24 protein-coding genes and 1 pseudogene are annotated in these 22,904 nt (G+C 73.3%); 15 read left to right on the top strand and 10 right to left on the bottom strand.

All coding sequences use genetic code 11. The features are described 5' to 3' along the window. Positions 1 to 24: 24 nt before the first annotated feature. Positions 25 to 1,467 carry a cation:dicarboxylate symporter family transporter gene (locus TOK_RS11775; protein WP_098957879.1) on the bottom strand — a complete coding sequence of 481 codons (1,443 nt, stop codon included), beginning with the start codon at positions 1,465 to 1,467 and terminating at the stop codon, positions 25 to 27. Positions 1,468 to 1,597: 130 nt separating this feature from the next. On the opposite strand from TOK_RS11775, the gene TOK_RS11770 reads away from it, so the two are divergent. The 9 genes from TOK_RS11770 to dapB all read left to right on the top strand — a co-directional run bounded on the left by TOK_RS11770 (position 1,598) and on the right by dapB (position 10,683). Next, positions 1,598 to 2,257: a response regulator transcription factor gene (locus tag TOK_RS11770; RefSeq protein WP_172457532.1), complete on the top strand. Its 660-nt coding sequence runs from the start codon at positions 1,598 to 1,600 to the stop codon at positions 2,255 to 2,257. Positions 2,258 to 2,282: 25 nt separating this feature from the next. Next, positions 2,283 to 3,185, top strand: a complete 903-nt coding sequence (truB, locus tag TOK_RS11765; protein ID WP_098957877.1) for a tRNA pseudouridine(55) synthase TruB — start codon at positions 2,283 to 2,285, stop codon at positions 3,183 to 3,185. Between the two features lie 10 nt (positions 3,186 to 3,195). Continuing rightward, a complete protein-coding gene (locus TOK_RS11760) occupies positions 3,196 to 4,122 on the top strand; it encodes a bifunctional riboflavin kinase/FAD synthetase (RefSeq protein WP_098957908.1) in 927 nt (308 codons plus the stop codon). 58 nt (positions 4,123 to 4,180) lie between these two features. Continuing rightward, positions 4,181 to 4,966: a helix-turn-helix domain-containing protein gene (locus TOK_RS32560; protein ID WP_098957876.1), complete on the top strand. Its 786-nt coding sequence runs from the start codon at positions 4,181 to 4,183 to the stop codon at positions 4,964 to 4,966. A gap of 188 nt (positions 4,967 to 5,154) precedes the next feature. After that, positions 5,155 to 5,424, top strand: coding sequence for a 30S ribosomal protein S15 (gene rpsO / locus TOK_RS11750; protein ID WP_098957875.1), 270 nt, complete (start codon positions 5,155 to 5,157; stop codon positions 5,422 to 5,424). A 338-nt stretch (positions 5,425 to 5,762) separates the two neighbouring features. Continuing rightward, positions 5,763 to 8,006, top strand: coding sequence for a polyribonucleotide nucleotidyltransferase (locus TOK_RS11745; RefSeq protein WP_098957874.1), 2,244 nt, complete (start codon positions 5,763 to 5,765; stop codon positions 8,004 to 8,006). Then, positions 8,003 to 9,343 carry a pitrilysin family protein gene (locus TOK_RS11740; protein WP_098957873.1) on the top strand — a complete coding sequence of 447 codons (1,341 nt, stop codon included), beginning with the start codon at positions 8,003 to 8,005 and terminating at the stop codon, positions 9,341 to 9,343. The genes TOK_RS11745 and TOK_RS11740 overlap by 4 nt, the downstream gene beginning before the upstream one ends. 81 nt (positions 9,344 to 9,424) lie before the next feature. Beyond that, a complete protein-coding gene (locus tag TOK_RS11735; RefSeq protein ID WP_098957872.1) occupies positions 9,425 to 9,898 on the top strand; it encodes a DUF456 domain-containing protein in 474 nt (157 codons plus the stop codon). 26 nt (positions 9,899 to 9,924) lie between these two features. Next, positions 9,925 to 10,683, top strand: a complete 759-nt coding sequence (gene dapB / locus TOK_RS11730; RefSeq protein WP_256387971.1) for a 4-hydroxy-tetrahydrodipicolinate reductase — start codon at positions 9,925 to 9,927, stop codon at positions 10,681 to 10,683. A gap of 4 nt (positions 10,684 to 10,687) precedes the next feature. Here dapB and TOK_RS11725 read toward each other — a convergent pair whose 3' ends face one another. Next, positions 10,688 to 11,245, bottom strand: a complete 558-nt coding sequence (locus TOK_RS11725) for a GNAT family N-acetyltransferase (RefSeq protein ID WP_098957871.1) — start codon at positions 11,243 to 11,245, stop codon at positions 10,688 to 10,690. A 95-nt stretch (positions 11,246 to 11,340) separates the two neighbouring features. Here TOK_RS11725 and TOK_RS11720 point away from each other — a divergent pair, with 95 nt between their 5' ends. Together TOK_RS11720 and TOK_RS11715 are read left to right on the top strand one after the other, a co-directional pair. Then, positions 11,341 to 12,303 (top strand): EamA family transporter, encoded by a 963-nt coding sequence (locus TOK_RS11720; RefSeq protein WP_098957870.1) that lies wholly within the window; start codon positions 11,341 to 11,343, stop codon positions 12,301 to 12,303. Positions 12,304 to 12,362: 59 nt separating this feature from the next. Then, the gene (locus tag TOK_RS11715) at positions 12,363 to 13,613 is read left to right on the top strand and encodes a winged helix-turn-helix domain-containing protein (protein WP_253258326.1); all 1,251 of its coding nucleotides are present in this window, start codon (positions 12,363 to 12,365) and stop codon (positions 13,611 to 13,613) included. Between the two features lie 273 nt (positions 13,614 to 13,886). Here the strand turns inward: TOK_RS11715 and TOK_RS11710 are convergent, their stop codons facing one another. Both TOK_RS11710 and TOK_RS11705 read right to left on the bottom strand, forming a co-directional pair. Further along, positions 13,887 to 14,900, bottom strand: a complete 1,014-nt coding sequence (locus TOK_RS11710) for a DUF4097 family beta strand repeat-containing protein (protein WP_141566358.1) — start codon at positions 14,898 to 14,900, stop codon at positions 13,887 to 13,889. A 5-nt stretch (positions 14,901 to 14,905) separates the two neighbouring features. Next, positions 14,906 to 15,472 carry a toxin-antitoxin system HicB family antitoxin gene (locus tag TOK_RS11705; protein WP_098957868.1) on the bottom strand — a complete coding sequence of 189 codons (567 nt, stop codon included), beginning with the start codon at positions 15,470 to 15,472 and terminating at the stop codon, positions 14,906 to 14,908. A gap of 151 nt (positions 15,473 to 15,623) precedes the next feature. On the opposite strand from TOK_RS11705, the gene thyX reads away from it, so the two are divergent. Next, complete coding sequence (thyX, locus tag TOK_RS11700) at positions 15,624 to 16,376, top strand: FAD-dependent thymidylate synthase (protein WP_098957867.1); 753 nt, start codon at positions 15,624 to 15,626, stop codon at positions 16,374 to 16,376. A gap of 194 nt (positions 16,377 to 16,570) precedes the next feature. On the opposite strand, the gene TOK_RS34015 is transcribed toward thyX, so the two are convergent. After that, on the bottom strand, positions 16,571 to 16,903 hold the full coding sequence (locus TOK_RS34015; protein ID WP_253258329.1) for a hypothetical protein: 333 nt from the start codon (positions 16,901 to 16,903) through the stop codon (positions 16,571 to 16,573). Then, positions 16,903 to 17,007, bottom strand: a pseudogene (locus tag TOK_RS35325) (maleylpyruvate isomerase N-terminal domain-containing protein); the annotation flags it as partial. The pseudogene TOK_RS35325 and the gene TOK_RS34015, both read right to left, overlap by 1 nt. Before the next feature lie 377 nt (positions 17,008 to 17,384). Here TOK_RS35325 and TOK_RS11690 point away from each other — a divergent pair. From TOK_RS11690 to TOK_RS11680, 3 genes are all read left to right on the top strand, one after another. Further along, positions 17,385 to 18,011 carry a TIGR03085 family metal-binding protein gene (locus tag TOK_RS11690; protein WP_098957866.1) on the top strand — a complete coding sequence of 209 codons (627 nt, stop codon included), beginning with the start codon at positions 17,385 to 17,387 and terminating at the stop codon, positions 18,009 to 18,011. 80 nt (positions 18,012 to 18,091) lie between these two features. Further along, positions 18,092 to 19,090, top strand: coding sequence for a 4-hydroxy-tetrahydrodipicolinate synthase (dapA, locus tag TOK_RS11685; RefSeq protein ID WP_098957865.1), 999 nt, complete (start codon positions 18,092 to 18,094; stop codon positions 19,088 to 19,090). 113 nt (positions 19,091 to 19,203) lie between these two features. Further along, entirely contained in the window at positions 19,204 to 20,871 is a 1,668-nt protein-coding gene (locus tag TOK_RS11680) for a ribonuclease J (protein WP_172457533.1), read from the top strand. A 183-nt stretch (positions 20,872 to 21,054) separates the two neighbouring features. Here TOK_RS11680 and TOK_RS11675 read toward each other — a convergent pair whose 3' ends face one another. The 4 genes from TOK_RS11675 to fdxA are packed head-to-tail and all read right to left on the bottom strand — an operon-like array spanning position 21,055 to position 22,874. After that, positions 21,055 to 21,399 (bottom strand): cupin domain-containing protein, encoded by a 345-nt coding sequence (locus tag TOK_RS11675; RefSeq protein ID WP_098957863.1) that lies wholly within the window; start codon positions 21,397 to 21,399, stop codon positions 21,055 to 21,057. Between the two features lie 31 nt (positions 21,400 to 21,430). Beyond that, entirely contained in the window at positions 21,431 to 21,856 is a 426-nt protein-coding gene (locus TOK_RS11670) for a hypothetical protein (protein ID WP_098957862.1), read from the bottom strand. Continuing rightward, positions 21,856 to 22,536 carry a metalloregulator ArsR/SmtB family transcription factor gene (locus TOK_RS11665; protein WP_098957861.1) on the bottom strand — a complete coding sequence of 227 codons (681 nt, stop codon included), beginning with the start codon at positions 22,534 to 22,536 and terminating at the stop codon, positions 21,856 to 21,858. The genes TOK_RS11670 and TOK_RS11665 overlap by 1 nt, the downstream gene beginning before the upstream one ends. Next, positions 22,533 to 22,874 carry a ferredoxin gene (fdxA, locus tag TOK_RS11660; RefSeq protein WP_098957860.1) on the bottom strand — a complete coding sequence of 114 codons (342 nt, stop codon included), beginning with the start codon at positions 22,872 to 22,874 and terminating at the stop codon, positions 22,533 to 22,535. The genes TOK_RS11665 and fdxA overlap by 4 nt, the downstream gene beginning before the upstream one ends. Positions 22,875 to 22,904: the final 30 nt, after the last annotated feature.

Genomic DNA, 22,904 nt, shown 5'->3' with positions numbered 1-22,904 from the left:
CTCGCAGCGGTCCCGGCCCGCCGGTCAGCGTGTCCCGCTGCCGACGGCCTCCCTGTCGTCCCTGTCCGTGCTCTCGTCCTTGTCGAGCGAGACGGTGTCGCCCTCCTCGTCGCGGGCACTGCCACCGCCGTGGTGGTACTCCATGTCGGCGGCGACGAGCGACGGGTCGTCGAGCACGGCGCGCAGCCGGTCACGGTCGAGCTCGTTCTGCCAGCGCGCGATGACCAGCGTCGCGACGACGTTGCCGATGCAGTTGGTGACGGCCCGGCCCTCACTCATGACGCGGTCGATGCCGATGATCACCGCGATGCCGATGGCGATGGCCTCGGGGGTGAAGAACTCCCCGCCGAAGGCCTGCAGCGATGCTGCGAGCGTCACCAGCCCGGCGCCGGTGATGCCGGCCGCGCCCTTGGACGTCAGCACCATCAGCAGTGCGAGCCCGATCTGCGCGCCGATCGGCAGCGTCTCGTTGCCCGCCTGGATGATGAACAGCGCGCCCAGCGTCAGGTAGATGCAGGTGCCGTCGAGGTTGAACGAGTAGCCGGTCGGGATGACCAGGCCGACGGTCTGGCGCGACGCCCCGGCCGACTCCAGCTTGGTCAGCAGCCGTGGCAGCACCGACTCGGACGACGACGTGCCGAGGATGATCAGCAGCTCGTCCTTGATGAGCCGGATGACCTTGAGGATCGAGAACCCGGCCCACGCCGAGACCGCGCCGAGCACGACGAACACGAAGATCGCGCAGACCACCCAGAACGTGATCATCAACGTGCCCAGGTTCTTCAGCGACGACGCGCCGAACACCGCGACGGTGTAGGCCATGCCGCCGAACGCCGCGAGCGGGGCCAGCCACATGATCAGCTTGATGATGCCGAAGATCACCTTCGACAGTGCCTCGACCCCGCCGACGAGCCGCTTGCGCAGCGGCGCCGCCAGGGCGCTGATCGCGCAGGCCGTCAGGATCGCCAGCACGAGGACCTGCAGGACCTTGTTGTCGACGAACGGGCCCAGGAAGCTCTTGGGCAGCAGGTCGTTGGTCAGGAACGCGACGAACCCGGAGTCCTGGTGGCTCTGCTGGATCTGGCCCGCGGCCTGGTCGAGCTGCGCCTGCGTCGGCTCGCCGGTGAACCCCACACCCGGCTTCACGACGTTCGCCGCGATCAGCCCGAGCGTCAGCGCGACGATCGTCGCCAGCAGGAAGTAGCCCAGCGCCCGTAGCGCGAGACCGCCGGCGCGGGCCAGGTTGCCCAGCGACGCGATCCCCACGATGACGGTGCAGAAGATGACCGGACCGACGATGACCTTGATGAGCTGGATGAACGCGTCGGCCAGCCACTTGGTTTCCTTGGCCGCGGCCGGGGCCACGATGCCCAGGACGATCCCGGCGACGATGCCGACGATCACCCAGAACCAGAGCTGTGTCCAGAACCGCCTGCGCGGTGGGGCCATTTCCGCAACTTCGGCCATGCCGTCCTCCTCGACGTCGGTGGCACGAAGGTAGGAATGTGACGCGCAACATGTCGACGTTCGCGGTGCCATGATTGAGCAGTTCTTGAGGTTCGCAGGGCGGGACGTTCCGGACAGGAGACGCGAGAAGGTGCGAGCACTGCTCGTCGAGGACGACGAGGTCGCGGGTGACGCGCTGCGGCGGGCCCTGGTCGGAGCGGGTTTCCGCGTCCGGCATGTGACCAGCGGCGCCGCGGCGCTCGCGGCCGTCGCCGAGGACGAGCCCGACGTCGTCCTGCTCGACATGGGCCTGCCCGACCGCGACGGCCTCGGCGTCTGCCGCGGCATCCGGGAGGCCTCGCGGGTGCCGATCATCGCCGTCACCGGGCGCGGCGCCGTCGAGGCCCGGGTCAGCGGGCTGCGCAGCGGCGCCGACGACTACATCGTGAAGCCCTTCCTCCTCGACGAGCTGCTGGCGCGCATCGACGCCGTGCTGCGCCGCAGCCGCGGCCTCGGCGTCGCGCCCGCGGTGCGCGCGGGCGACGTCGAGATCGACCTCGCGCGCCGCGAGGTGCTCGTCGACGGAGAGTCGGTGGCGTTGGCGCGCAAGGAGTTCGACCTGCTCGCCGCGCTCGCCCGCCGCGAGGGCGCCGTCGTCGACCGGGCCGCGCTCGTCGACGAGGTGTGGGGCGGGCCGGGACCCGGCCTCGAACGGACCCTGGAGGCCCACGTCGCGTCGCTGCGCGCCAAGCTCGGCCGCCCTCGGGCCGTGCGCACCGTGCGCGGGGTGGGGTACCGGCTCGACGTCTGAGCCCGACCGGGAAGGATCGCGACCCGTGCCGTCTCCCGGACTCGTGATCGTCGACAAACCCGCGGGGCTCACCTCGCACGACGTGGTGGCCCGGTTGCGCCGCATCCTGCGCACGCGCAAGATCGGCCACGCCGGGACGCTCGACCCCATGGCCACCGGTGTGCTCGTCTGCGGCGTCGACCGCGGCACGAAGCTGCTCGGCCACCTCGCGCTCGACACCAAGGCCTACACCGCCACCGTCCGCCTCGGCGGCTCCACCACCACCGACGACGCCGAGGGCGAACCCACGGGCGGCGCCGACGCCTCCGCCGTCGCCGAGGACGCGATCCGTGCCGGGATCGCAGCCCTCACCGGAGCGATCGAGCAGGTCCCCAGCTCCGTGAGCGCGGTGAAGATCGACGGCAAGCGCGCCTACGCCCGCGTCCGCGCCGGCGAGGACGTCGTCCTGCCCGCGCGGCCCGTCACCGTCTCCGAGTTCACCCTCGACGCGCTGCGCCGCGGGGACGCGGTCACCGACCTCGACGTCACCGTCGCCTGTTCCTCGGGCACCTACGTGCGCGCCCTGGCCCGCGACCTGGGCGCCGCCCTCGGTGTCGGCGGGCACCTGACGGCGTTGCGCCGCACCAGGGTCGGGCCGTTCACCCTCGACCACGCGCGCACCCTCGAGACCCTGGAGTCGGACCCGGCGCTGTCCCTCGACCTCGACGGCGCCGTCGCGACCGCCTTCCCGCGCCGCGACGTCGACGAGGCCACCGCCGCCGACCTCTCCCACGGCCGCCCGCTGCCCGCGGCCGGGCTCGGGGGCACCTACGGCGTCTTCGCCCCCGACGGGCACGCCGTCGGTCTCGTCGCCGAACGCGAGGGTGCCGCCCGGCCCGTCGTCGTCCTCGCACCGGCCGGGAGCGGGCCCGCGCCGGACGGCCCGTAGGCTCCGGGCCGTGCAGCGCTGGCGGGGCCTGGAAGCGGTGCCGACCGGCTGGGGCCGAAGTGTCGTGACGATCGGCATCTTCGACGGCGTCCACCGGGGCCACCAGAAACTGATCGACCGAGCGGTCGCGCTCGGCCGCGAACGCGGCCTGCCGACGGTGCTGGTCACCTTCGACCCGCATCCGTCGGAACTGGTCCGGCCCGGGAGCCATCCCGCCCGGCTGACCAGCCTGGCGCGCCGTGCCGACCTCATCGCCGAGCTGGGTATCGACGCGTTCTGCGTGCTGCCCTTCACCGCGGAGCTGTCGCGGCGCACGCCCGCCGAGTTCGTCCACGAGGTCCTGGTCGACCGGCTGCACGCCGCCGTCGTCGTCGTCGGCGACAACTTCACGTTCGGCCACAAGGCCGAGGGCGACGTCGCGATGCTCGCCGACCTGGGCCGCCGCTTCGGCTTCACCGTCGCGGGCCTCGGGCTGGTCAGCGACGACTCGGTGACCCTGTCGTCGACGTTCGTGCGGGCCTGCATCGACGCCGGCGACGTCGAGACCGCCACCGCGGTCCTGGGCCGCCCGCACCGCATCGACGGCGTCGTCGTGCACGGCGACCGGCGCGGCCGCGACCTCGGGTTCCCGACCGCGAACGTCGCCTCCCCGCCGTGGACGGCGCTGCCCGCCGACGGCGTCTACGCAGGTCGGTTCGTCATCGCGGACCGCACGCTGCCCGCGGCGGTGTCCGTCGGCACCAACCCGACGTTCTCCGGGCGGCAGCGCACCGTCGAGGCCTACGTGCTCGACGTCGACGAGGACTTCTACGGCCACGAGGTGTCGGTCGAGTTCACCCATCGGCTGCGCGGCATGGAGAAGTTCGACGGCGTCGAGGCGCTGGTCGAGCAGATGCACCGCGACGTCGCCCGCACCCGGGAGCTGCTCGCGCCCTGATCGGGTGAGTTCGGCGAAACGGCCACGGACGAGCGCGGCCGCTGCCACGATCCCGATCATGACCGACGAACGATCCGAGAGCGGGCGTACCGGGACCGGGCGCACCGGGAGCGGGCGGTCCCAGGCCGACCGGGCCGAGGCCGAGCGGATCGCGGCCGCGCGCGAGCGGCAACGCGAGCTCTACGGGGCGCCGGTGGGGGATCGGGTCCGCCGGATCACCGGTGGGCTGGGCATCACGCAGGGCCGGCTCGCCCACGCGCTCGGCCTGAGCCCCGCGATGCTGAGCCAGCTGGTCAGCGGACGTCGGGTCAAGATCGGCGACCCGGCGGTCCTCGGCAGGCTGATGCTGCTCGACTCCCGGCTGCCCGCGTCGCCGCCGTCGGCGGTCGTCGTCGACGCGCTGCTCGCCGACGTCGGGGCGGCGCGGCCGGCGTGGGCGGCACCCGCCCTGGTCCCGGCGACCGTGGGTCCTGGTCCTGGTCCTGGTCCTGGTCCTGGTCACAGCGGCGCGGGCGCGGGTCCGGATGCGGCCGGGGCGTGTGGTGCCGGTGCGGGCCGGATCGGCGTGCGCCGGACCGGTGGGGTCCGGGCCCGGCCGGTCGACGACGTCGGCGGCCGGGTCATCCCGTTGCGGACGGAGCCGGAGGACCTGTTCCTGGAGGACGTCGTGGAGGTCCGGCCCGGCGCCGGGGTCCGCGGTCCCGGCGGGCCGCGTCACGTCGCGGCCGACGCCCTGCGCGCCGTGACCGGGGCGGCCCGGCTCGTCGCGGCCGCGGCGCTGCTCGAGCCGGCGTTCCCGGAGCTGGCCGACGTGCTGCGGATCGCGGCGGTGCAGGCCCGCTGACCAGCACTCACGTTCCCGGTGGCCGCCGGCCGTCGGGGCGGGGCCGGAGGCGACAGCGGGGTACGCACTGGTAGCCTTGCTCGTCGGGTACGGCTGTGGTTCGTGGCGGCCGACCCGGACCTCCCCGCCGCCGGTCGTCTCCGACCGGGCGAGCACCCTCACGGACAGACCAATGAGGAGTACCACCCGTGGCTCTCGCCGCTGCAGACAAGAAGATCATCCTCGACGCCTACGGCGTGCACGAGGGTGACACCGGCTCGCCCGAGGCGCAGGTCGCGCTGCTGACCAAGCGGATCAGCGACCTGACCGAGCACCTCAAGATGCACAAGCACGACCACCACTCGCGTCGCGGCCTGCTGCTCATGGTCGGCCGCCGTCGCCGGCTGCTGAAGTACCTGGCGTCGGTCGACGTCGCCCGGTACCGGTCGCTCATCGAGCGCCTGGGTCTGCGCCGCTGACCTCCCGCCGCCCCGGGGCCGGACAGGTCCCGGGCGGCGCGGCTCGCCGGGGCGACCCGGCAGGGCCATCCTTCGCCGGGGCGACCCGGCAGGGCCATCCTTCGCCGGGGCGACCCGGCAGGGCCATCCTGACAACTGAACTCGCTGCGCGACCGCGCAGCCGACACGCACCGCGCCATCGCACCCAGGACGCATCCGCCGGTCCTCGGTAGTGGCTCCCGGGCCCGCCCGCTCCATGGGGAGGGGTCGCCCGAGGGCTTCGATCGAAGACCGGCTCAGCCGAGGATCGCCCGCGTCGTGGTGGCCACGGTGCCTTCCACGAGGAGACACCTCACTTCATGACCGATCCCATCATCGATGACATCCACGAGACCACGGCCGTCATCGACAACGGGTCCTTCGGGACCCGCACCATCCGGTTCGAGTCGGGCCGGCTCGCCCGGCAGGCCGCCGGCTCCGTCGTCGCCTACCTCGACGACGACACCATGCTGCTCTCGGCCACCACGGCCTCGAAGCAGCCGAAGGACCACTTCGACTTCTTCCCGCTGACGGTCGACGTCGAAGAGCGCATGTACGCGATCGGCAAGATCCCGGGCTCGTTCTTCCGCCGTGAGGGCCGCCCGGGCACCGACGCGATCCTCACGTGCCGCCTGATCGACCGGCCGCTGCGCCCGTCGTTCGTCGACGGCCTGCGCAACGAGATCCAGGTCGTCGTGACGGTGATGTCGCTCGACCCGCGCGACCCGTACGACGCGCTGGCGATCAACGCCGCGTCGGCGTCGACCCAGCTCGCCGGGCTGCCGTTCTCGGGCCCGATCGGCGCCGTCCGCGTCGCGCTGATCGACGGTCAGTGGATCGCGTTCCCGCAGTACGAGGACCTGCAGCGTGCCGTGTTCGACATGGTCGTCGCGGGCCGCATCGTCGGTGACGACGTCGCGATCATGATGGTCGAGGCGGAGGCCACGACCGAGACGAACAACCTCGTCGCGGCCGGCGCCCAGGCGCCGACCGAGCAGGTCGTCGCAGCGGGCCTGGAGGCGGCCAAGCCGTTCATCCGCAGCCTCTGCGTCGCCCAGCAGCAGCTCGCCGACGTGGCGGCCAAGCCGACCGGCTCGTTCACCACGTTCCCGGCCTACCAGCCCGACGCGTTCGACGCCGTCGAGGCCGCCGCGGGCTCCGACCTCGCCACCGCGCTCACCATCGCGGGCAAGCAGGAGCGGGAGTCGCGGATCGACGAGATCAAGGCCGGTGTGCTGGCCTTGCTCGCGGAGAAGTTCGAGGGCCGCGAGAAGGAGATCGGCGCCGCTTTCCGGTCGCTGAACAAGAAGCTCGTCCGTCGCCGCATCCTCACCGACCAGGTCCGGATCGACGGCCGTGGGCTCACCGACATCCGGCCGCTCTCGGCCGAGGTCGAGGTCGTCCCGCGGGCCCACGGCTCGGCGCTGTTCGAGCGCGGCGAGACCCAGATCATGGGTGTCACCACGCTGAACATGCTGCGAATGGAGCAGCAGATCGACGCGCTCGGCCCCGAGACGCACAAGCGCTACCTGCACCACTACAACTTCCCGCCGTACTCGACCGGTGAGACCGGTCGCGTCGGCTCGCCGAAGCGTCGCGAGATCGGCCACGGCGCGCTGGCGGAGCGGGCGCTGCTGCCCGTGCTGCCGACGCGCGAGGAGTTCCCGTACGCGATCCGGCAGGTGTCGGAGGCGCTGGGCTCCAACGGCTCCACGTCGATGGGCTCGGTCTGTGCCTCGACGATGTCGCTGCTCAACGCCGGTGTGCCGCTCAAGGCGCCGGTCGCGGGCATCGCGATGGGCCTGGTGTCCGACGAGGTCGACGGCACCACGCGCTACGTGGCACTGACCGACATCCTCGGCGCCGAGGATGCGTTCGGTGACATGGACTTCAAGGTCGCCGGCACGGCGGAGTTCGTCACCGCCCTGCAGCTCGACACCAAGCTCGACGGCATCCCGTCCGAGGTGCTCGCGGCGGCGCTGGGCCAGGCGCGCGACGCGCGGCTCACGATCCTCGAGGTGCTCGACGAGGCCATCGACGGCCCCGACGAGATGAGCCGCTTCGCCCCGCGCGTCGTGGCCATCAAGGTCCCGGTCGACAAGATCGGCGAGGTCATCGGCCCGAAGGGCAAGATGATCAACTCGATCACCGAGCAGACCGGTGCCGACATCTCGATCGAGGACGACGGCACGATCTACGTCGGCGCGTCCGACGGCGACTCGGCCGAGGCCGCGATCGGCATGATCAACGCCATCGCCAACCCCCAGCTGCCGAAGATCGGCGAGCGGTTCCTGGGCACGGTCGTCAAGACCGCCGCCTTCGGCGCCTTCGTCTCGCTGGTCCCCGGCAAGGACGGTCTCGTCCACATCTCGAAGCTGGGCAACGGCAAGCGCATCGGCAAGGTCGAGGACGTCTGCAAGGTGGGCGACAAGCTGCGCGTCGAGGTCACCGACATCGACAACCGCGGCAAGATCAGCCTGGTCCCGGTGGGAGACGACGCGGCCCCGGCCACGGACGCCCCCGCCGAGGGCGAGCCCGTCGCCGCGGCCGCCGAGGCCGAGTGACGACAACGGTTCGGACGCCGGGGGCGGGTGCGGACGCACCCGCCCCCGGCGTCTTGCGGTCGGAACTTCCGGGTGGGATCCGGCTCGTCACCGAGTCGGTCCCCGGGGTGCGGTCGGTGTCGCTGGGCATCTGGATCGGGATCGGCTCGCGTGACGAGACCCCCGAGCAGGCCGGTGCCGCCCACTTCCTCGAGCACCTGCTGTTCAAGGGCACGCAGCGGCGCACCGCGGCGGGGATCGCGGAGGAGATCGACGCCGTCGGCGGCGAGCTCAACGCGTTCACCGCGAAGGAGCACACCTGCTACTACGCCCACGTCCTCGACACGGACGTGGCGCTCGCGATCGACCTCCTGGCCGACGTCGTCACCGACGCGCGGCTCGCCCACGCCGACACGGAGCTCGAACGCGGCGTGGTCCTCGAGGAGATCGCGATGCGCGACGACGATCCCGAGGACCTGCTGGGCGAGCTGTTCGACGACGCCCTCTTCGCCGGTCACCCCCTCGGCCTGCCCATCGTCGGCTCCGAGGAGTCGATCCGGGGGATGAGCCGAGAGACGCTGCACGAGTTCTGGCGCAGCGAGTACACGACCCCGCGGATGGTCGTCGCCGCCGCGGGCAACCTCGACCACGGCCACCTCGCCGACCTGGCCGGGGCCGCGCTCGCGGCGGCCGCGTCCACCACGCCTGCGGGGGTCGTCCCGGTGCCGCCGCGCCAGGGTGGTGCGCGTCCGGCCGGTGGCCGCGAGAAGCTCGTGCTGAGCTCCGACGACACCGAGCAGGCGCACCTGCTTCTCGGCGTCCCCGGCGTCGACCGGCACGACCCGCGCAGGCGCGCCCTCGCGGTGCTCAACACCGCGCTCGGCGGCGGACTGTCGTCGCGGCTGTTCCAGCAGGTCCGGGAGCAGCGCGGGCTGGCATACTCGGTGTACTCGTCGGCGGCGAGCTACGCCGACGCCGGCAGCGTGTCCGTCTACGCGGGCTGCGCGCCGGAGCGCCTCGGTGAGGTCGCGGGCGTGGTGCGCGACGTCCTCGCCGACGTCGCCACGGGCGGCCTGACCACGGCCGAGCTGGTCCGCGCGCAGGGTTCCCTGCGTGGTGGGCTGGTGCTGGGCAGCGAGGACACCCCGTCGCGGATGAACCGCATCGGCCGCTCCGAGCTCGACCACGGCCGCCAGCGCACCCTCACCGAGAGCCTCGACGGCATCGCTGCCGTCACCGCCGACGAGGTCGCCGCGGTCGCCCGCGACCTGCTCGCACAACCCCTCACGGCGGCCGTCGTCGGCCCCTATGACGAGGTCGACGACCTGCCCGCCGCGCTGCGGGAACTGGCCGGCTGACCGAGCACCCGCCCCGGCCCCGCCTCTCGACGGGCCGACACGCCCGGCAGGGGACCCGCTGCCACTCACGAGGAGGCGCGCATGACCGCTGTGCTGGCAGGCCTGATCATCGCACTCGGGCTGGTCGGGATCGTCTCGCTCGTCCTGCCCGGGCTGATCGTCGTGCTCGCGGGCGTGGCCGTCTGGGCGATCCCGCGCGGCGACGCCGTCGGCTGGTGGGTGCTCGCGGTCGCGAGCGCGCTCGTGATCGTCGGCACCGTCGCCAAGTACCTGCTGCCCGGTCGCAAGCTCAAGGACGCCGGGGTACCGGGCCGGACGTTGATGGCCGGTGCGGGTCTGGGCGTCGTCGGGTTCTTCGTCGTCCCTGTGATCGGGCTGTTCCTGGGCTTCGTGCTCGGGGTGTGGCTCGCCGAGCTGGCGCGGCTGCCCGACCGCGGCCAGGCCTGGACGTCGGCGAAGGCGGCACTGCGTGCGGTCGGGTTCAGCATGCTCATCGAGCTCGCGGCCGGCCTGCTCGCGACGGCGGCGTGGATCGTCGGGATGTTCGTCGGCTGACCGACGCCACGATCTAGGCTGCCCGGGTGACGAACGAACTGATCCGGGTCGGGGTGCTGGGTGCGAAGGGCCGCATGGGGTCCGAGGTGTGCCGCGCGGTCGAGGCCGCGCCCGACACCGAGCTGGTCGCCGCCCTCGACGACGGGGACGCGCTGACCGGCCTGGTCGATGCGGGCGTGCAGGTCGTCGTCGACTTCACCCAGCCCGGCGTCGTCATGGGCAACGTCGAGTTCTGCGTGCGCAACGCGATTGCGGCCGTCGTCGGCACCAGCGGGTTCGACGAGGCCCGTTTCGAGACGGTCCGCGGCTGGCTCGCCGACGCGCCCGACTCCTCGGTGCTGGTCGCCCCGAACTTCGGCGTCGGCGCCGTCCTGGGGATGCAGTTCGCCCGGCAGGCCGCGCGCTTCTTCGAGTCCGTCGAGATCATCGAGCTCCACCACGCCGACAAGATCGACGCCCCGTCCGGCACCGCCGCCCGTACAGCCACGCTGATCGCGCAGGCCCGCGCCGAGGCCGGGTCGGGCCCGGTCCCCGACGCCACGACGACGGCCCTCGACGGTGCCCGCGGCGCCGACGTCGACGGCATCCGGGTGCACTCGGTGCGGATGCCGGGGCTCGTCGCGCACCAGGAGGTCGTGCTCGGCAGCGCCGACGGCGAGATCCTGACGATCCGCCACGACTCGATGAACCGCACGTCGTTCATGCCGGGCGTGCTGCTCGGGGTGCGTGAGGTGCGGTCGCGGCCGGGTCTGACGATCGGGCTCGAGCCGCTGCTCGGGCTCTGACCCGCTACTCGTCCAGGGCCAGGTCGAGCGTCCCGACCACCCTGACCTCGCGGAGCGCCCCGTCGCCGGTGTCGAGCGTGCGGGCCGCCCCGTCGGGCTCCCAGCGGGCCGTCCGGTAGAACCGCAGCGTCGCCTCGTCGCGCTCGGCCACCCACGCGTGCCCGAAGTCGGAGCCGCTCTCGCGCAACGCCTTCGCCGCGTGCGCGAGCAGCCTGCCGCCGTGTCCGCGACGGCCCCACCGCGGCTCGACCAGCAGGGTGTTGACCTCCGCGAGCACGCCGCCCTCACCGCGGTGCCCGGCGGCCGCGCAGAACCCGACCGTCCAGTCGCCCTCCTTCGCGACGAACACGTGGAACGCGCTGCCCGCAGGGCCCGTGCCGGGCGCCGCCGTCGCCGCCGCGACCGCGTCGGACCAGGCCTGACGGGCGTCCGGGCCGTCGAGCTGCGCGATCGCCTCGTCGGGCACCAGGCCCGCGTACGCCGCGCGCCACGTCACGGCCTGGATGCGGAGGATCTCGTCGACGTCGTCGGGGGTGGCGGGGCGGACCGCGGCGATGGCCATGGCGCATGATTACCCAGAGCCGTCGTACCCGATGAGGCCGGGGTCACCGGACTCCCGCTCGCGCCGAGCTGCTTCGCTATGGCAACGTCCGGTCGGTGAGCAGCGTCGAGGCCGATCCCGCGAGTACGAGGCGGATCGACCGGCCCGGCGCCGCCTGGGTCGCGATGGTCGTCGTCTACGTCGTGTGGGGCTCGACCTACCTCGGCAACCGGATCGTCATCGCCGACGTCCCGCCGCTGTTGACCGGCGGTTTCCGGTTCCTGGTCGGCGGCATCGCGATGACGCTGCTGCTGCTCGTCCTGCGCGGGCCCTCGGCGTTCCGCCTGACCCGCGCGCAGTTCCTGACGTGCGCGCTCACCGGGCTGCTGCTGCCCGCCTGGGGGAACGGCCTGGTCACCATCGGCCAGGAGAACGTGTCGTCAGGCCTCGCGGCGCTGCTGATCGCGTCGGTACCGCTGTGGATCGTGCTCCTGCGCAGGGCGACCGGCGACCGGCCCCGGCCCGCGACGTTCCTCGGTGTCGCGATCGGCATCGCGGGGCTCGCGGTGCTGCTGCTCGCGGGGTCGTCGGAGGGGTCGGCCGGGGTGTCCGGGCACGCCTGGTGGGGGCCGTGGGTGGTTCTCCTGGCGGGGCTCGGCTGGGCCGTCGGCACCTTCTCCGCGACGAAGATGTCCACGCCGACCAACCCGCTCACCCTCGTCGCGGTCCAGATGACGATCGGCGGCGTCATCCTGCTGGCGGTCGGGTTCGGCAAGGGTGATCGGCTCGACGTCGGCTCCGTGCCGGCCGTCTCGTGGTGGGCCTGGGTCTACATGGCGCTGATCGCGTCCTGCCTCGGGTTCAGCGCGTTCGCCTACACGCTCGACCGGCTGCCGGTGTCGACGGTCGCGACCTACGCCTACGTCAACCCCGTGATCGCCGTCCTGCTGGGCGTCGTCGTGGTGGGGGAGCGGTTCAGCCCGCTGCAGGTCGTGGGCGGGCTGATCGTCGTCGCCGCGGTGGTGCTCGTCGTCGCCGCCGAACGCCGGCCGCCGGTCGAGGCACCGCCGCCGACCTGAGGCTCCCGACCCGATGTCCCCGACCCGGAACTGTCGGTGGTGGGTGGCAGCATGCGGGCGTGGTCAGGGACGGGACGCTCGCGATCGGTGCCGACGTCGCGCGCCGCACGGTGCTCGGCGCGCAGGGCTTCGCCGACGGGCGGCCCACCGGCCCCGTCACGCGCCGGCACCTGCAGCGCGTCCTGGGCCGGCTGCACCTGCTCCAGCTCGACTCGGTCAACGTCGCCGTCCGCGCCCACTACATGCCGCTCTTCGCGCGCCTCGGCCCGTATCCGCGCGAGCTCGTCGACGACGCGGCCTGGTCGCACTCGGCACGCCGCCCCCGGCTGCTGGCCGAGTACTGGGCTCACGAGGCGTGCCTGCTGCCCGTCGAGGACTGGCCGCTGTTGCTGTCGGGCGCCAAACGCCGCGGCTGGTGGCGGAACTACGGGCCACTCGTCGAACGCGACCCGGGGCTGGTGGCCGACGTACTGGCCGCGGTGAAGGAGCTCGGGCCTGTCGGAGCGGGCACGCTGGAGAACGCGCTCGGCGGCCGGTCCGCGCCGCGCCCGCCGGGAGCCACGTGGTGGGACCGGTCCGACGTCAAACGCATCTGCGAGTACCTCTTCGGCGTCGGGGAGCTCACCACCGGCACCCGTGTGCACTTCCAGCGCCTCTACGACCTGCCCGAACGCGTTCTCCCCGCAGCGGTGCTCGGGGCACCGCCAGTTGCCGACGACGAGGCGGCACGCCGCCTGGTCCGCAAGGCGGTCACTGCGCTCGGGGTGGCCACCGAGCCCGAGGTGCGTGACTACTACCGCCTGGGCCCCGACCGCAACAGTCGCGCCCTCGCCGAGCTCGTCGAAGAGGGCGCGGTCGAGCGTGTCACCGTGCGGGGCTGGACACGGCCGGCCTACCGGGCGCCCGGGGTGCGGGTGCCGCGCGAGGTCGTGGGACGGGCGCTGCTCTGCCCGTTCGACCCGCTGGTCTGGGAACGCGCCCGAGCCGAACGGATCTTCGGGTTCCGCTACCGCATCGAGATCTACGTGCCCGAGCCCAAGCGCGAGTTCGGCTACTACGTCTTCCCGTTCCTGCTCGACGGCCGTCTCGTCGCGCGCGTCGACCTCAAGTCGGACCGCGCCGCGGGCACGCTGCGGGTCAAGGGCGCGTTCGCCGAGGCGGGCGTCGAGGGTGCCGACGAACGGCGGGTCGCCGCCGAGCTGGCCGCCGAGCTCGAGGCGATGGCCGGCTGGCTGGGGCTCGAGAAGGTCGTCGTCGGGGAGCGGGGTGGGCTGGCTCCGGCACTCGACCGGGAGGTCCGCGCCCTCTGACAGCGCGGCCCGCGCGATGCCCTGCGGTGGCCGGCGGACGTCGCGGCCGCGGGCTGGTCCCGACGGACGACGGCGCGACCCGACTCTCGTCGAGGTCGACCTGGGACTGGTTCGACGGTTGTCGGGCGCGTCCTGTGTCGAACTCCGCGCGGCGTCGGCGTGCCGTCCGTCGCGGTGCCGACGAACCGTGCCCGGCCGTGGGAGAACCCGGTCGCCGCTCCCCAGCGCGACCGGGTTCCCACCGGCGAGCCGGGCCCCCACCCGGCATGTCGATCAGACTGCGGCTGCCGCCCGCGTCACCAAGACGTCGCCGGTCCCGGCGCGGCCGTGGATGCGCAACGCCGGAGCCTGCTGCGGGGCGACCCGGCCGACCTCCAGCTCGCTGCGCGCCCGTCCCGTCCCCGACGACAGGTCCAGCTCGGCGGCGACACCGGAGTGCACCCCGATCCTGACCCCGCCCGATCCGGTCGTGAGGTCGAGCGAACCCGACACCGCGTCGGTGACCCGGACCTCGCCCGACCCGGTGCGGACACCCAGATCGCCCGTCACCTCGCCGAGCTCCACGTCACCACTGCCCGTCTTGACCTGGCTCGGACCACCCAGCGCCGCGACCGCGATGCGGCCCGACCCGGTGCGGACCTTCGCCCGCCCGGCGACGGGGCCGAGGTCGACGTCGCCCGACCCGGTGGTGACGTCGACGTCGCCGCCCGTCTCCTCCAGCCTGACGTCGCCCGACCCGGTGCGCACCGCCCCCCAGCCCGCCCGGCCGGTCACCGAGACGTCGCCCGCGCCGGTACGCACCGCGTGCCGCGATGCCACGGGCGCCCGGACCGTCACCGCCAGCGGGATCATCCGCAGCGGCATCTCCTGCGGCGAGCGCACCACGAGCCGTCGCGAGGTCTCCGACCAGCGGATCTCCGTCGCCGCCACGGCCTTGGCGGCGAGCTCCTCGACGCCCTCGTCGAACGCCGGAATGCCGGCGGGGAAACCGCCCTGCATCTGCGGGAACCCGCCGCGGCTCGTGGCCGAGCCGATCCAGTTGACCAGCCCGGCGATGCCGTTGGTCCAGACGTTGCCACCGCGGGGCTCGTGCCGGACCTCCACCCACACCTCGGTGGTGTCGGAGAGCTCGACGGTCACCGAGCCGACGTCGATCGTCAGCTCCAGCTCCGCGGGGCCCGTCGTGTCCCAGCGTTCCTCACGGCCGAGGTCCGCCGCGCCGGTGTCGCCCCCGGCGGAGCTGTCCTTGGTGAGGTCGGGGGTCTCGTCGTGGGTCTCGTCGCTCATCGTCATCACCCCTGCACCCAGCCGCGGACGCGGCGTCCGTCGTCGGGGCGGCCACCACGGCCACGACCACCACGGTCGCCGCGGTCCCAGTTGCCCCGGTCCCAGTTCCCGCGGTCCCAGTTGCCGCCGTTGCCGCCGCGCCCGGACAGCGCACCCTGCACGGCCTGGGCGACCCACGAGTTCAGCGAGACGCCCTGCGCCGCGGCGGCCTGCTCGGCCTGGCCCTTGATCTGCTCGACGAGCCGCAGCGTGATGCGGCTGATGTCGCCGGCGTCGCCGCCGAGCGGCGGCATCGAGGGCGCGGGCTCGGGCTCGGGCTCGGGGGCGTGCTCGTCGCCGGTGACGACGACCCGCACGTCCCGGCCGTCGAGCCGGACCTCGACGACCCGGTCGCCCAGTGCGGCGGTGACCTCGGCGGCCAGGTCGGACAGGGCGTTCATGACGGCCAGCCGGGCGGCCGGCTCGATCGCCGCGCCGAGCAGCGCGGCGGTCCGCCGGGTCTGCTCGTCGCCGGCGGCCGCGGCGGAGGAGAGGTCCTCCCGCAGCTGCGCTACGTACTGACTGACATCCATGACACCACTATGGCGTCACTGTGGTGTCATCGCAAGGTATTGGTGACGGCACTTCTGGCGCTCGCCGTGCTCACCGAAGGAACGTGCGGGGACGGCGGATCGTCCCCGGGGCCTCGATCGGGGTGCCGGGGTGCCCGGTTACGCTGCCGGTATGCCGGAGATCGTGCGCCTGGGCGTCCAGCTCGTCGCGAAGACCGAGTTCTTCCCGCCGTCCGACGTGCCGTGGACCACCGACGCCGACGGCGGTCAGGCCCTGGCCGAGTTCGCCGGCCGGGCCTGCTACCAGTCGTGGGGCAAGCCCAACCCGGCCACGGCCACCAACGCCGGCTATCTGCGGCACATCCTCGAGGTCGGCCACCTCTCGGTGCTCGAGCACGGCACGGTCAGCTTCTACCTCACCGGCATCTCGCGCTCGCTCACCCACGAGCTGATCCGGCACCGCCACTTCTCCTACTCGCAGCTCTCGCAGCGCTACGTCCCCGAGCGCGACGCCGCGATGGTCGAGCCCGACGCGATCGGCGACGACCCCGAGCTGCACGAGATGTTCGAGAAGGCGGCGGAGGCGGCGGTCCAGGCCTACACCGAGCTGCTGGCGGGTTTGGAGAAGCGGTTCGCCGACGTCCCCAACGCCACGCTGCGCCGCAAGCAGGCCCGGCAGGCCGCCCGCGCGATCCTGCCCAACGCCACCGAGACCCGCATCGTCGTCACCGGCAACTACCGGGCCTGGCGGCACTTCATCGCGATGCGCGCCTCCGAGCACGCCGACGTCGAGATCCGCGAGCTGGCCGTCGAGTGCCTGCGCCAGCTGCAGCGCGAGGTCCCCAACGTCTTCAACGACTTCGACATCCAGAAGCTCGAGGACGGCTCCGAGATCGCGTCGAGCCCCTTCGTCACCGAGGGGTAGCGGAGCGCCCGAGCGTCGTCACCGAGGGGTAGCGAGTCGCTGGCTCCGCCGAGTTCGACACGAGACTTCTCCGGCGGGCGGCGGGCACCAAGCCCCACGTCGAGCTCGACGGGGCTCGTCGCACGCTGCGTGGTCCGGCGGCTCGACACCGTTCGTCGGGGAGGGGCCCGGGCGATGCCGCCGATCGGGGATCGTCAGATGCGCGGCCAGTTCTCCAGGACCGAGGGGTCGCCGTCGGCGTGCAGGGCCTGCAGGGGCGCGCGGCCCCAGACGGCGAGCAGGACGTCGGCGGCGGGGCCGCGGATGGTGGTGACGGGTCCGGCTTCGGGGAGGTCGTGCTCGCGACGGGCGCCCGCGTCGGTGAGCTCGACGGCCAGGGTTGCGGCGGAGCGGGGGACCATGCCGGCGGCGAGGCCCGTCGCGACGAAGACGTCGAAGAACTCGTCGACCCCGTCTGCAGCGACGCAGGTGTCGGTCGGGCGTCGCCGTGGGCGGGCGCGGGGCCGGCGGCGGTCTGGGCGTCCCAGCGGTGGACGGTGAGCTCGTGGGCGGCGCGGCGCTGCCAGAAGGCGACGGTGTCGGGGGAGACGGCCCAGTTGCGGGCCGGCGCGTCGGGCGGGGTGGCGCGCAGGGTCGCGCGAGCTGGGCGAGGTCGTCGTCCCAGGTGGCGTCAGCCTCCGCAGGGTCGATGTCGGGGAGGTCGCGGTCGAGCTGGCCGGTGCCGTCGACGAGCCCGACGACCCAGCGGGCGAAGGCGTCGACGTGGGCGAGCAGGTCGGAGCCGGGCCAGTCGGGGCAGGAGCGCAGCGGGGCGGGTGGGGTCGCGGCGGACGGTGGCGCCGAGCCGGGCGCCCTCGCCGGCGATGGTGGCGATCTGCCGGTCGAGCCCGAGACGGTGGTCGGGCCCGGGGTGGCTGTCGGCATCCTGCATCCGCCCACCCGACAACAGACCGGACGGACGTGCCACCCGCCCGGTGCGCGGCGCCTGCGACGGCTAGGTTCGCGACCGTGAGCCTCGCGACGACCGAACGAGCGGCAGTGTGTGACGAGCTGGAGCGGTCGGGCCCGGACCGGCCGACGCTCTGTGCGGGCTGGACGAGCCGTGACCTGTTGGCGCACCTGCTGGTGCGGGAGCGTCAGCCGTGGGCTGCGCCGGGGATCCTGCTGTCGGCGCTGGCGCCGATCACGGACCGCGCGATGCACGGCTACGCCGACACCCCGTGGCAGGAGATGATCGACGATCTGCGGGAGGGCCCGCCGGCCTGGTCCCCGTACCGGGTGGGAAAGGTCGACGAGTTCGCGAACGGCGCGGAGTTCTTCGTCCACCACGAGGACGTGCGGCGTGGTGAGCCGGGCTGGGAGCCGCGGCCGGCCGACGAGGCGCGCGACACCGCGTTGTGGGGGTTGATCGGCCGGATGGGCCGGTTGCTGTGGCGGCGCAGCCCGGTGGGTGTGGTGGTGCGCAGGCCCGACGGTGCGGTGCACGTGGTGCGGACGGGCCCGGGGCTGGTGACGATCGTGGGCGAGCCGGCGGAGGTGGCGCTGCACGCGTTCGGCCGGGAGGCGTGCCGGGTGGAGCTGGAGGGTGCGGCGCCCGACGTCGAGGGGTACCGCAGGTCCGGCCGGGGGCTGTAGCGCCGGGCGGGTTGTGACCAGTCGCGCACGCAGCCGGTCGGCAGCCCGGATCGGGCGGCACGCAGGTACGGTCATGACCCATGACCCCAGCTCCGTCGCGGCCACCGGGCCGCCCGTTCGGTCAGGTGCTGACCGCCATGCTCACCCCGTTCGACGCCGACGGGGAGCTGGACCTCGCCAAAGCCGAGGAGCTGGCGTCACACCTCGTCGACCTGGGCAACGACGGGCTCGTGGTCAACGGCACGACCGGTGAGGGCCCGACGACGTCCGACGCAGAGAAGGCGGAGCTGGTCCGAGCTGTCGTGAGCGCGGTGGGCGACCGGGCGGTCGTGGTCGCGGGAGCCGGGACGTACGACACGCGCCACAGCGTGAACCTGGCCCGTCAGGCGGAGAAGGCGGGCGCACACGGGCTGCTGCTGGTGACGCCGTACTACTCGCGGCCGCCGCAGTCCGGGCTGGTCGCACACTTCACGACGGTCGCGGATGCGACCGACCTGCCGGTGATGCTCTACGACATCCCGCCGCGCAGCGTCATCCCGATCGAGCTGGAGACGCTGCAGAAGCTCTCGGAGCATCCGCGGATCGTGGCGGTCAAGGACGCCCGCAACGACCTGCGCGTCGGCACGGAGGTGCTGGCGACGACGACGCTGGCCTACTACTCCGGCGACGACCCGGTGAACCTGCCGTGGCTGTCGGTGGGGGCGGTGGGCTTCGTCAGTGTGATCGGGCACGTCGTGGCCGACCGGCTGCGCGCGATGCTGAACGCGTACGAGGCGGGCGAGCACGACCGCGCCCGCAACCTCCACTATGCGACGTTGCCGGTGATCCGGGCGATGGGCCGCGTCGGCGGGGTGGTGTTCGCGAAGACGGCGTTGAAGCTGCGCGGTATCGACGTCGGTGACCCACGGCTGCCACTGCCTCCGGCCACGGACGAGCAGGTCGCGGCGATCGTCGTCGACCTGACGGCGGCGGGGATCGCGCTGGACGCCGAGGCGGTCGGCCAGGAGACCCATCGTGGCTACGGTGCGCTGGGTGCCCGGGCCGCCGTCGATCTCGGTGCGGAGGTCGCATACCGGTGACACGTCCTCCTGCCCGGTCGGACCGCAGGGCCGACCGTCGTTCCCGCTCGAACCGGCGCGACCGTCCGGTGCCCGCTCCGCCGCCCGACGCCGAGAACGCCGCCGAGCTGCCCATGCACGCGCCCGCCTCGCTCGCCGCGGGCGGGCTGCGGGTGTTCGCGCTGGGCGGTATCAGCGAGATCGGCCGCAACATGACGGTCTTCGAGTACGACGGCCGGCTGCTCGTCGTCGACTGCGGGGTGCTGTTCCCCTCGGAGGACTCGCCGGGCGTCGACCTGATCCTCCCGGACTTCCGGGCGATCGAGGACCGGCTCGACGACATCGACGCGCTCGTGCTGACCCACGGCCACGAGGACCACATCGGGGCGGTTCCGTTCCTGCTGCGGCAGCGGCCGGACCTGCTGATCGTCGGCTCGAAGTTCACGCTGGCGCTGGTGGCGGCCAAGTGCAAGGAGCACCGCCTGACGCCGCACCTGCTCGAGGTGGCGGAGGGTGCGCGGCTGCACCACGGCCCGTGGGACTGCGAGTACTTCGCGGTCAACCACTCGATCCCGGACGCGCTCGCGGTCGCGATCCGCACGCCGGCGGGCCTGGTGCTGCACACGGGCGACATCAAGCTCGACCAGCTCCCGCTCGACGGCCGGCTCACCGACCTGGCGGGCTTCTCCCGCCTCGGGGACGAGGGCGTGGACCTGTTCCTGGTCGACTCGACGAACGCCGACGTGCCCGGCTTCGTGACACCGGAGCGGGAGATCGGCCCGGTCATCGAGGGCGTCTTCCACAGAGCGACGTCACGGATCATCCTGGCGTGCTTCGCCAGCCATGTGCACCGTGTCCAGCAGGTCCTCGACGCGGCGGCGAAGCACGGCCGCCGGGTGTGCCTGGTGGGCCGGTCGATGGTGCGCAACATGGGCATCGCGGGTGAGCTGGATCTGCTGCAGGTCCCGGACGGGCTGCTGGTCGACCTCGACGAGGCGATGTCGCTGCCCGACGACCAGCTGGTGCTGGTGTCGACGGGGTCGCAGGGCGAGCCGCTCTCGGCGCTGTCGCGGATGGCGCGCGGCGACCACCGGTCGGTGCGGATCCGCCCGGAGGACACGATCATCCTGGCAAGCTCGCTGATCCCGGGCAACGAGACCGCGGTGTTCGGCGTGATCAACGGCCTGACCCGCCTCGGCGCGAAGGTGATCCACCAGGGCAACGCGAAGGTCCACGTGTCGGGGCACTCCCCGGCCGGTGAGCTGCTGTTCCTGTTCAATGCGGTCCGCCCGTCCAACGTCATGCCGGTGCACGGCGAATGGCGTCACCTGCGTGCCAACGGCCGCCTGGCCGTCCAGACGGGCGTTCCGGAGGAGCGTGTGGTGCTGGCGGAGAACGGCGTGGTGGTCGACCTGGTCGATGGGATCGCATCGATCGCGGGGCGTGTCGAGGTGGGGCGGGTGTACGTCGACGGGCTGTCCGTGGGCGACATCGGCGAGACGACGCTGTCGGACCGGCTGGCCCTCGGCGAGGGTGGCTTCATCCAGATCAGTGTCGCGGTCGACGCGCGGACAGGTCGTGCGGTCGCGCCGCCGACGGTGTCGGGCCGGGGGTTCTCCGACGACCCGAAGGCGCTCGAGGCCGTGCTGCCGTTGATCGAGGACGAGCTGTCGCGCACCGAGAACGAGGGCATCACCGACCCGCACCGGATCGCGCAGGCGGTGCGGCGGGTCGTCGGCAAATGGGTGGGGGAGACCTACCGCCGCCGCCCGATGATCGTGCCGACGGTCATCGCGGTCTGACGTGGGCCGCCGGGGTCGTCACCGGCGGTCCGTACGGCGACCGGCGGACCGGCGGCGGCGAGCCGGTGCGCGGAGGTTCGGTGATGACCGTCGAGTGCCCAGCCGCGATGGCTGCCCTGCTCGCGACGTGCGCAGCCAGGGCACACCGGGTCGGCGACGCACCGGCCGTCGAGCAGCGGCCGCTCACCCCTCGCGGGCGACGACGGTCAGCAGCACCGCGGAGTCCTCGACGGCCCACAGGTCGTGCCGCTCGGGTGGGACGACGAGCAGGGCGCCGGCTCCGCCGCTGACGGTGCCCGCGCGGCTGCGGAGCTCCACCTGGCCGCGCAGCACCTGAAGGGTCGCCTCGCCGGGGTTGTCGTGCTCGGCGAGACCGTGGCCTGCAGCCAGCGCGACCAGCGTCTGGCGCAGCCTGGCAGTCCGCCCGCCGACGACGGTGTGGGCGCTGCGCCCGCCAGGTGCGGTCCTGGCCGCGGCGAGGTGGGTATCGGCCAGGGCGTCGAGGGCGATCGGATCGGGGGTGTGCACGGGGTGTCCTCCGGGTGATGTCGGGGTGCGGTCAGGCTGTGAGCAGTGCGACGCCGGTGAACACGAGGGCGGCGACCTTGACGATCTCGAGCGCGACATAGGCGAGGTGCCCGGGGGACCGCGGGGCGTCGCCACCGGCGAGCACGGCGTCCGAGCGGCGCGACAGCCGCGGCCGGACGAGGCTGAGCTGCGCGAGGAGGACGACGATCGCGACCGCGCCCGCGACGACGGCCGTGGCCGGCACCGCGCCGAGCACTGCGACCACGACGAGCGCCAGTGCCAGGACGAGCTCGACGGTGTTGAGCGCGCGGAACACGAGTCGGCCGATCCCCAGGCCGATGGGGACGGTGACGCCGGGGGCGCGGAACTTCAGCGGTGCCTCGAGGAACGAGATCGCCAGCACCATGCCGAGCCAGCCGAAGGTCATGGCGACTGCGACGGCGGGTCCTGCGGACATCAGTGATCGTCCTCTCGGGTGTCGTCCCCGCTGGTGGACGGGGACAGGGACAGGTGGGCCAGGCACAGGTCGGGGCCGGCGAAGGGCTCGAGCCGGTCGACGGAGACGGGGGAGGCGAGCGCGTGCATCGCTCCCTGCATGAGACCGAGGTGCAGTGGGCACACGACATGGGCGTCGGTGGTCGCCAGCTCCAGGAACGGGCAGTGTCGCAAGGCGATCTGCCCGTCGGCCCGTCCTGCGCCGGGCCACTGCGGGGCGAAGCCCAGCTCGTCGAGCAGGGTCACGAGCGAGCGCACCCCGTCGGATGCGGACCGGGCTGGGGAGCCGCCGGCCAGCCGGGCCCCCCAGGCGCGTCCGGCGGTGGCCGCCGCGGTGGCGGGGTCGGGGCCGGCGGCGAGGCTCCCGACGAGCGCCGCGGCGAGCAGCCGGTAGTTGCGCGGGCCGGCGGGGTCCATCCCGGGTAGCGCCCGGAAGAACAGGGGCGGCCGGCCCGGGCCGGCCGGGACGACCGGCGCGCGTTCGGCCCGCCCGTCGTCGACGAGAATGTCGAGGTGGAACCGGACCGTGTTCGGGTGGACGTGCAGACGGGAGGCGATCTCTGCGACGCTCATCGGCTCGGGCGAGCCGCGCAGGGTGGCGAGCACCTCGTCGCGACGGCCGGGTCCACGCTCCCCGCTCACGTGAGGCGCGGCTGGTCGGCCACCAGCGGAGTGTCGACCCCGAGGCGGCCGAGCTCGGCCGCCCCACCCGGGCTGCCGAGCGGGGCGTCCCGGCCCAGCAGGGGTACGGCGAAGAACCGGGCGTTGTCGGCCTGGTGCTGCTGCAGGGCCTCGGGCAGGTCGTCCTCGTAGTAGATCGCCTCGACCGGGCAGACCGGCTCGCAGGCGCCGCAGTCGACGCACTCGTCGGGATGGATGTAGAGGGCGCGCTCACCTTCGTAGATGCAGTCCACCGGACACTCGTCCACGCAGGCCCGGTCGAGTACGTCGACGCAGGGGAGTCCGATCACATAGGCCACGTCTTGAGTTTACACAGCGGGCACTTGTAT

Source organism: Pseudonocardia sp. N23 (assembly GCF_002583555.1).
Lineage (GTDB): Bacteria > Actinomycetota > Actinomycetes > Mycobacteriales > Pseudonocardiaceae > Pseudonocardia.
This window is presented reverse-complemented; position numbering and strand designations above follow the sequence as displayed.

Bases quoted from the DNA above. Each gene is read 5' to 3' on its own strand.
- TOK_RS11775 (WP_098957879.1), bottom strand. From the start codon at position 1,467: ATGGCCGAAGTTGCGGAAATGGCCCCACCGCGCAGGCGGTTCTGGACA.
- TOK_RS11710 (WP_141566358.1), bottom strand. From the start codon at position 14,900: ATGAGCGACGAGACCCACGACGAGACCCCCGACCTCACCAAGGACAGC.
- TOK_RS11705 (WP_098957868.1), bottom strand. From the start codon at position 15,472: ATGGATGTCAGTCAGTACGTAGCGCAGCTGCGGGAGGACCTCTCCTCC.
- TOK_RS32560 (WP_098957876.1), top strand. From the start codon at position 4,181: ATGACCGACGAACGATCCGAGAGCGGGCGTACCGGGACCGGGCGCACC.
- dapA (WP_098957865.1), top strand. From the start codon at position 18,092: ATGACCCCAGCTCCGTCGCGGCCACCGGGCCGCCCGTTCGGTCAGGTG.
- TOK_RS11680 (WP_172457533.1), top strand. From the start codon at position 19,204: ATGCACGCGCCCGCCTCGCTCGCCGCGGGCGGGCTGCGGGTGTTCGCG.
- TOK_RS11735 (WP_098957872.1), top strand. From the start codon at position 9,425: ATGACCGCTGTGCTGGCAGGCCTGATCATCGCACTCGGGCTGGTCGGG.
- thyX (WP_098957867.1), top strand. From the start codon at position 15,624: ATGCCGGAGATCGTGCGCCTGGGCGTCCAGCTCGTCGCGAAGACCGAG.
- TOK_RS11670 (WP_098957862.1), bottom strand. From the start codon at position 21,856: ATGTCCGCAGGACCCGCCGTCGCAGTCGCCATGACCTTCGGCTGGCTC.
- TOK_RS11745 (WP_098957874.1), top strand. From the start codon at position 5,763: ATGACCGATCCCATCATCGATGACATCCACGAGACCACGGCCGTCATC.
- TOK_RS11725 (WP_098957871.1), bottom strand. From the start codon at position 11,245: ATGGCCATCGCCGCGGTCCGCCCCGCCACCCCCGACGACGTCGACGAG.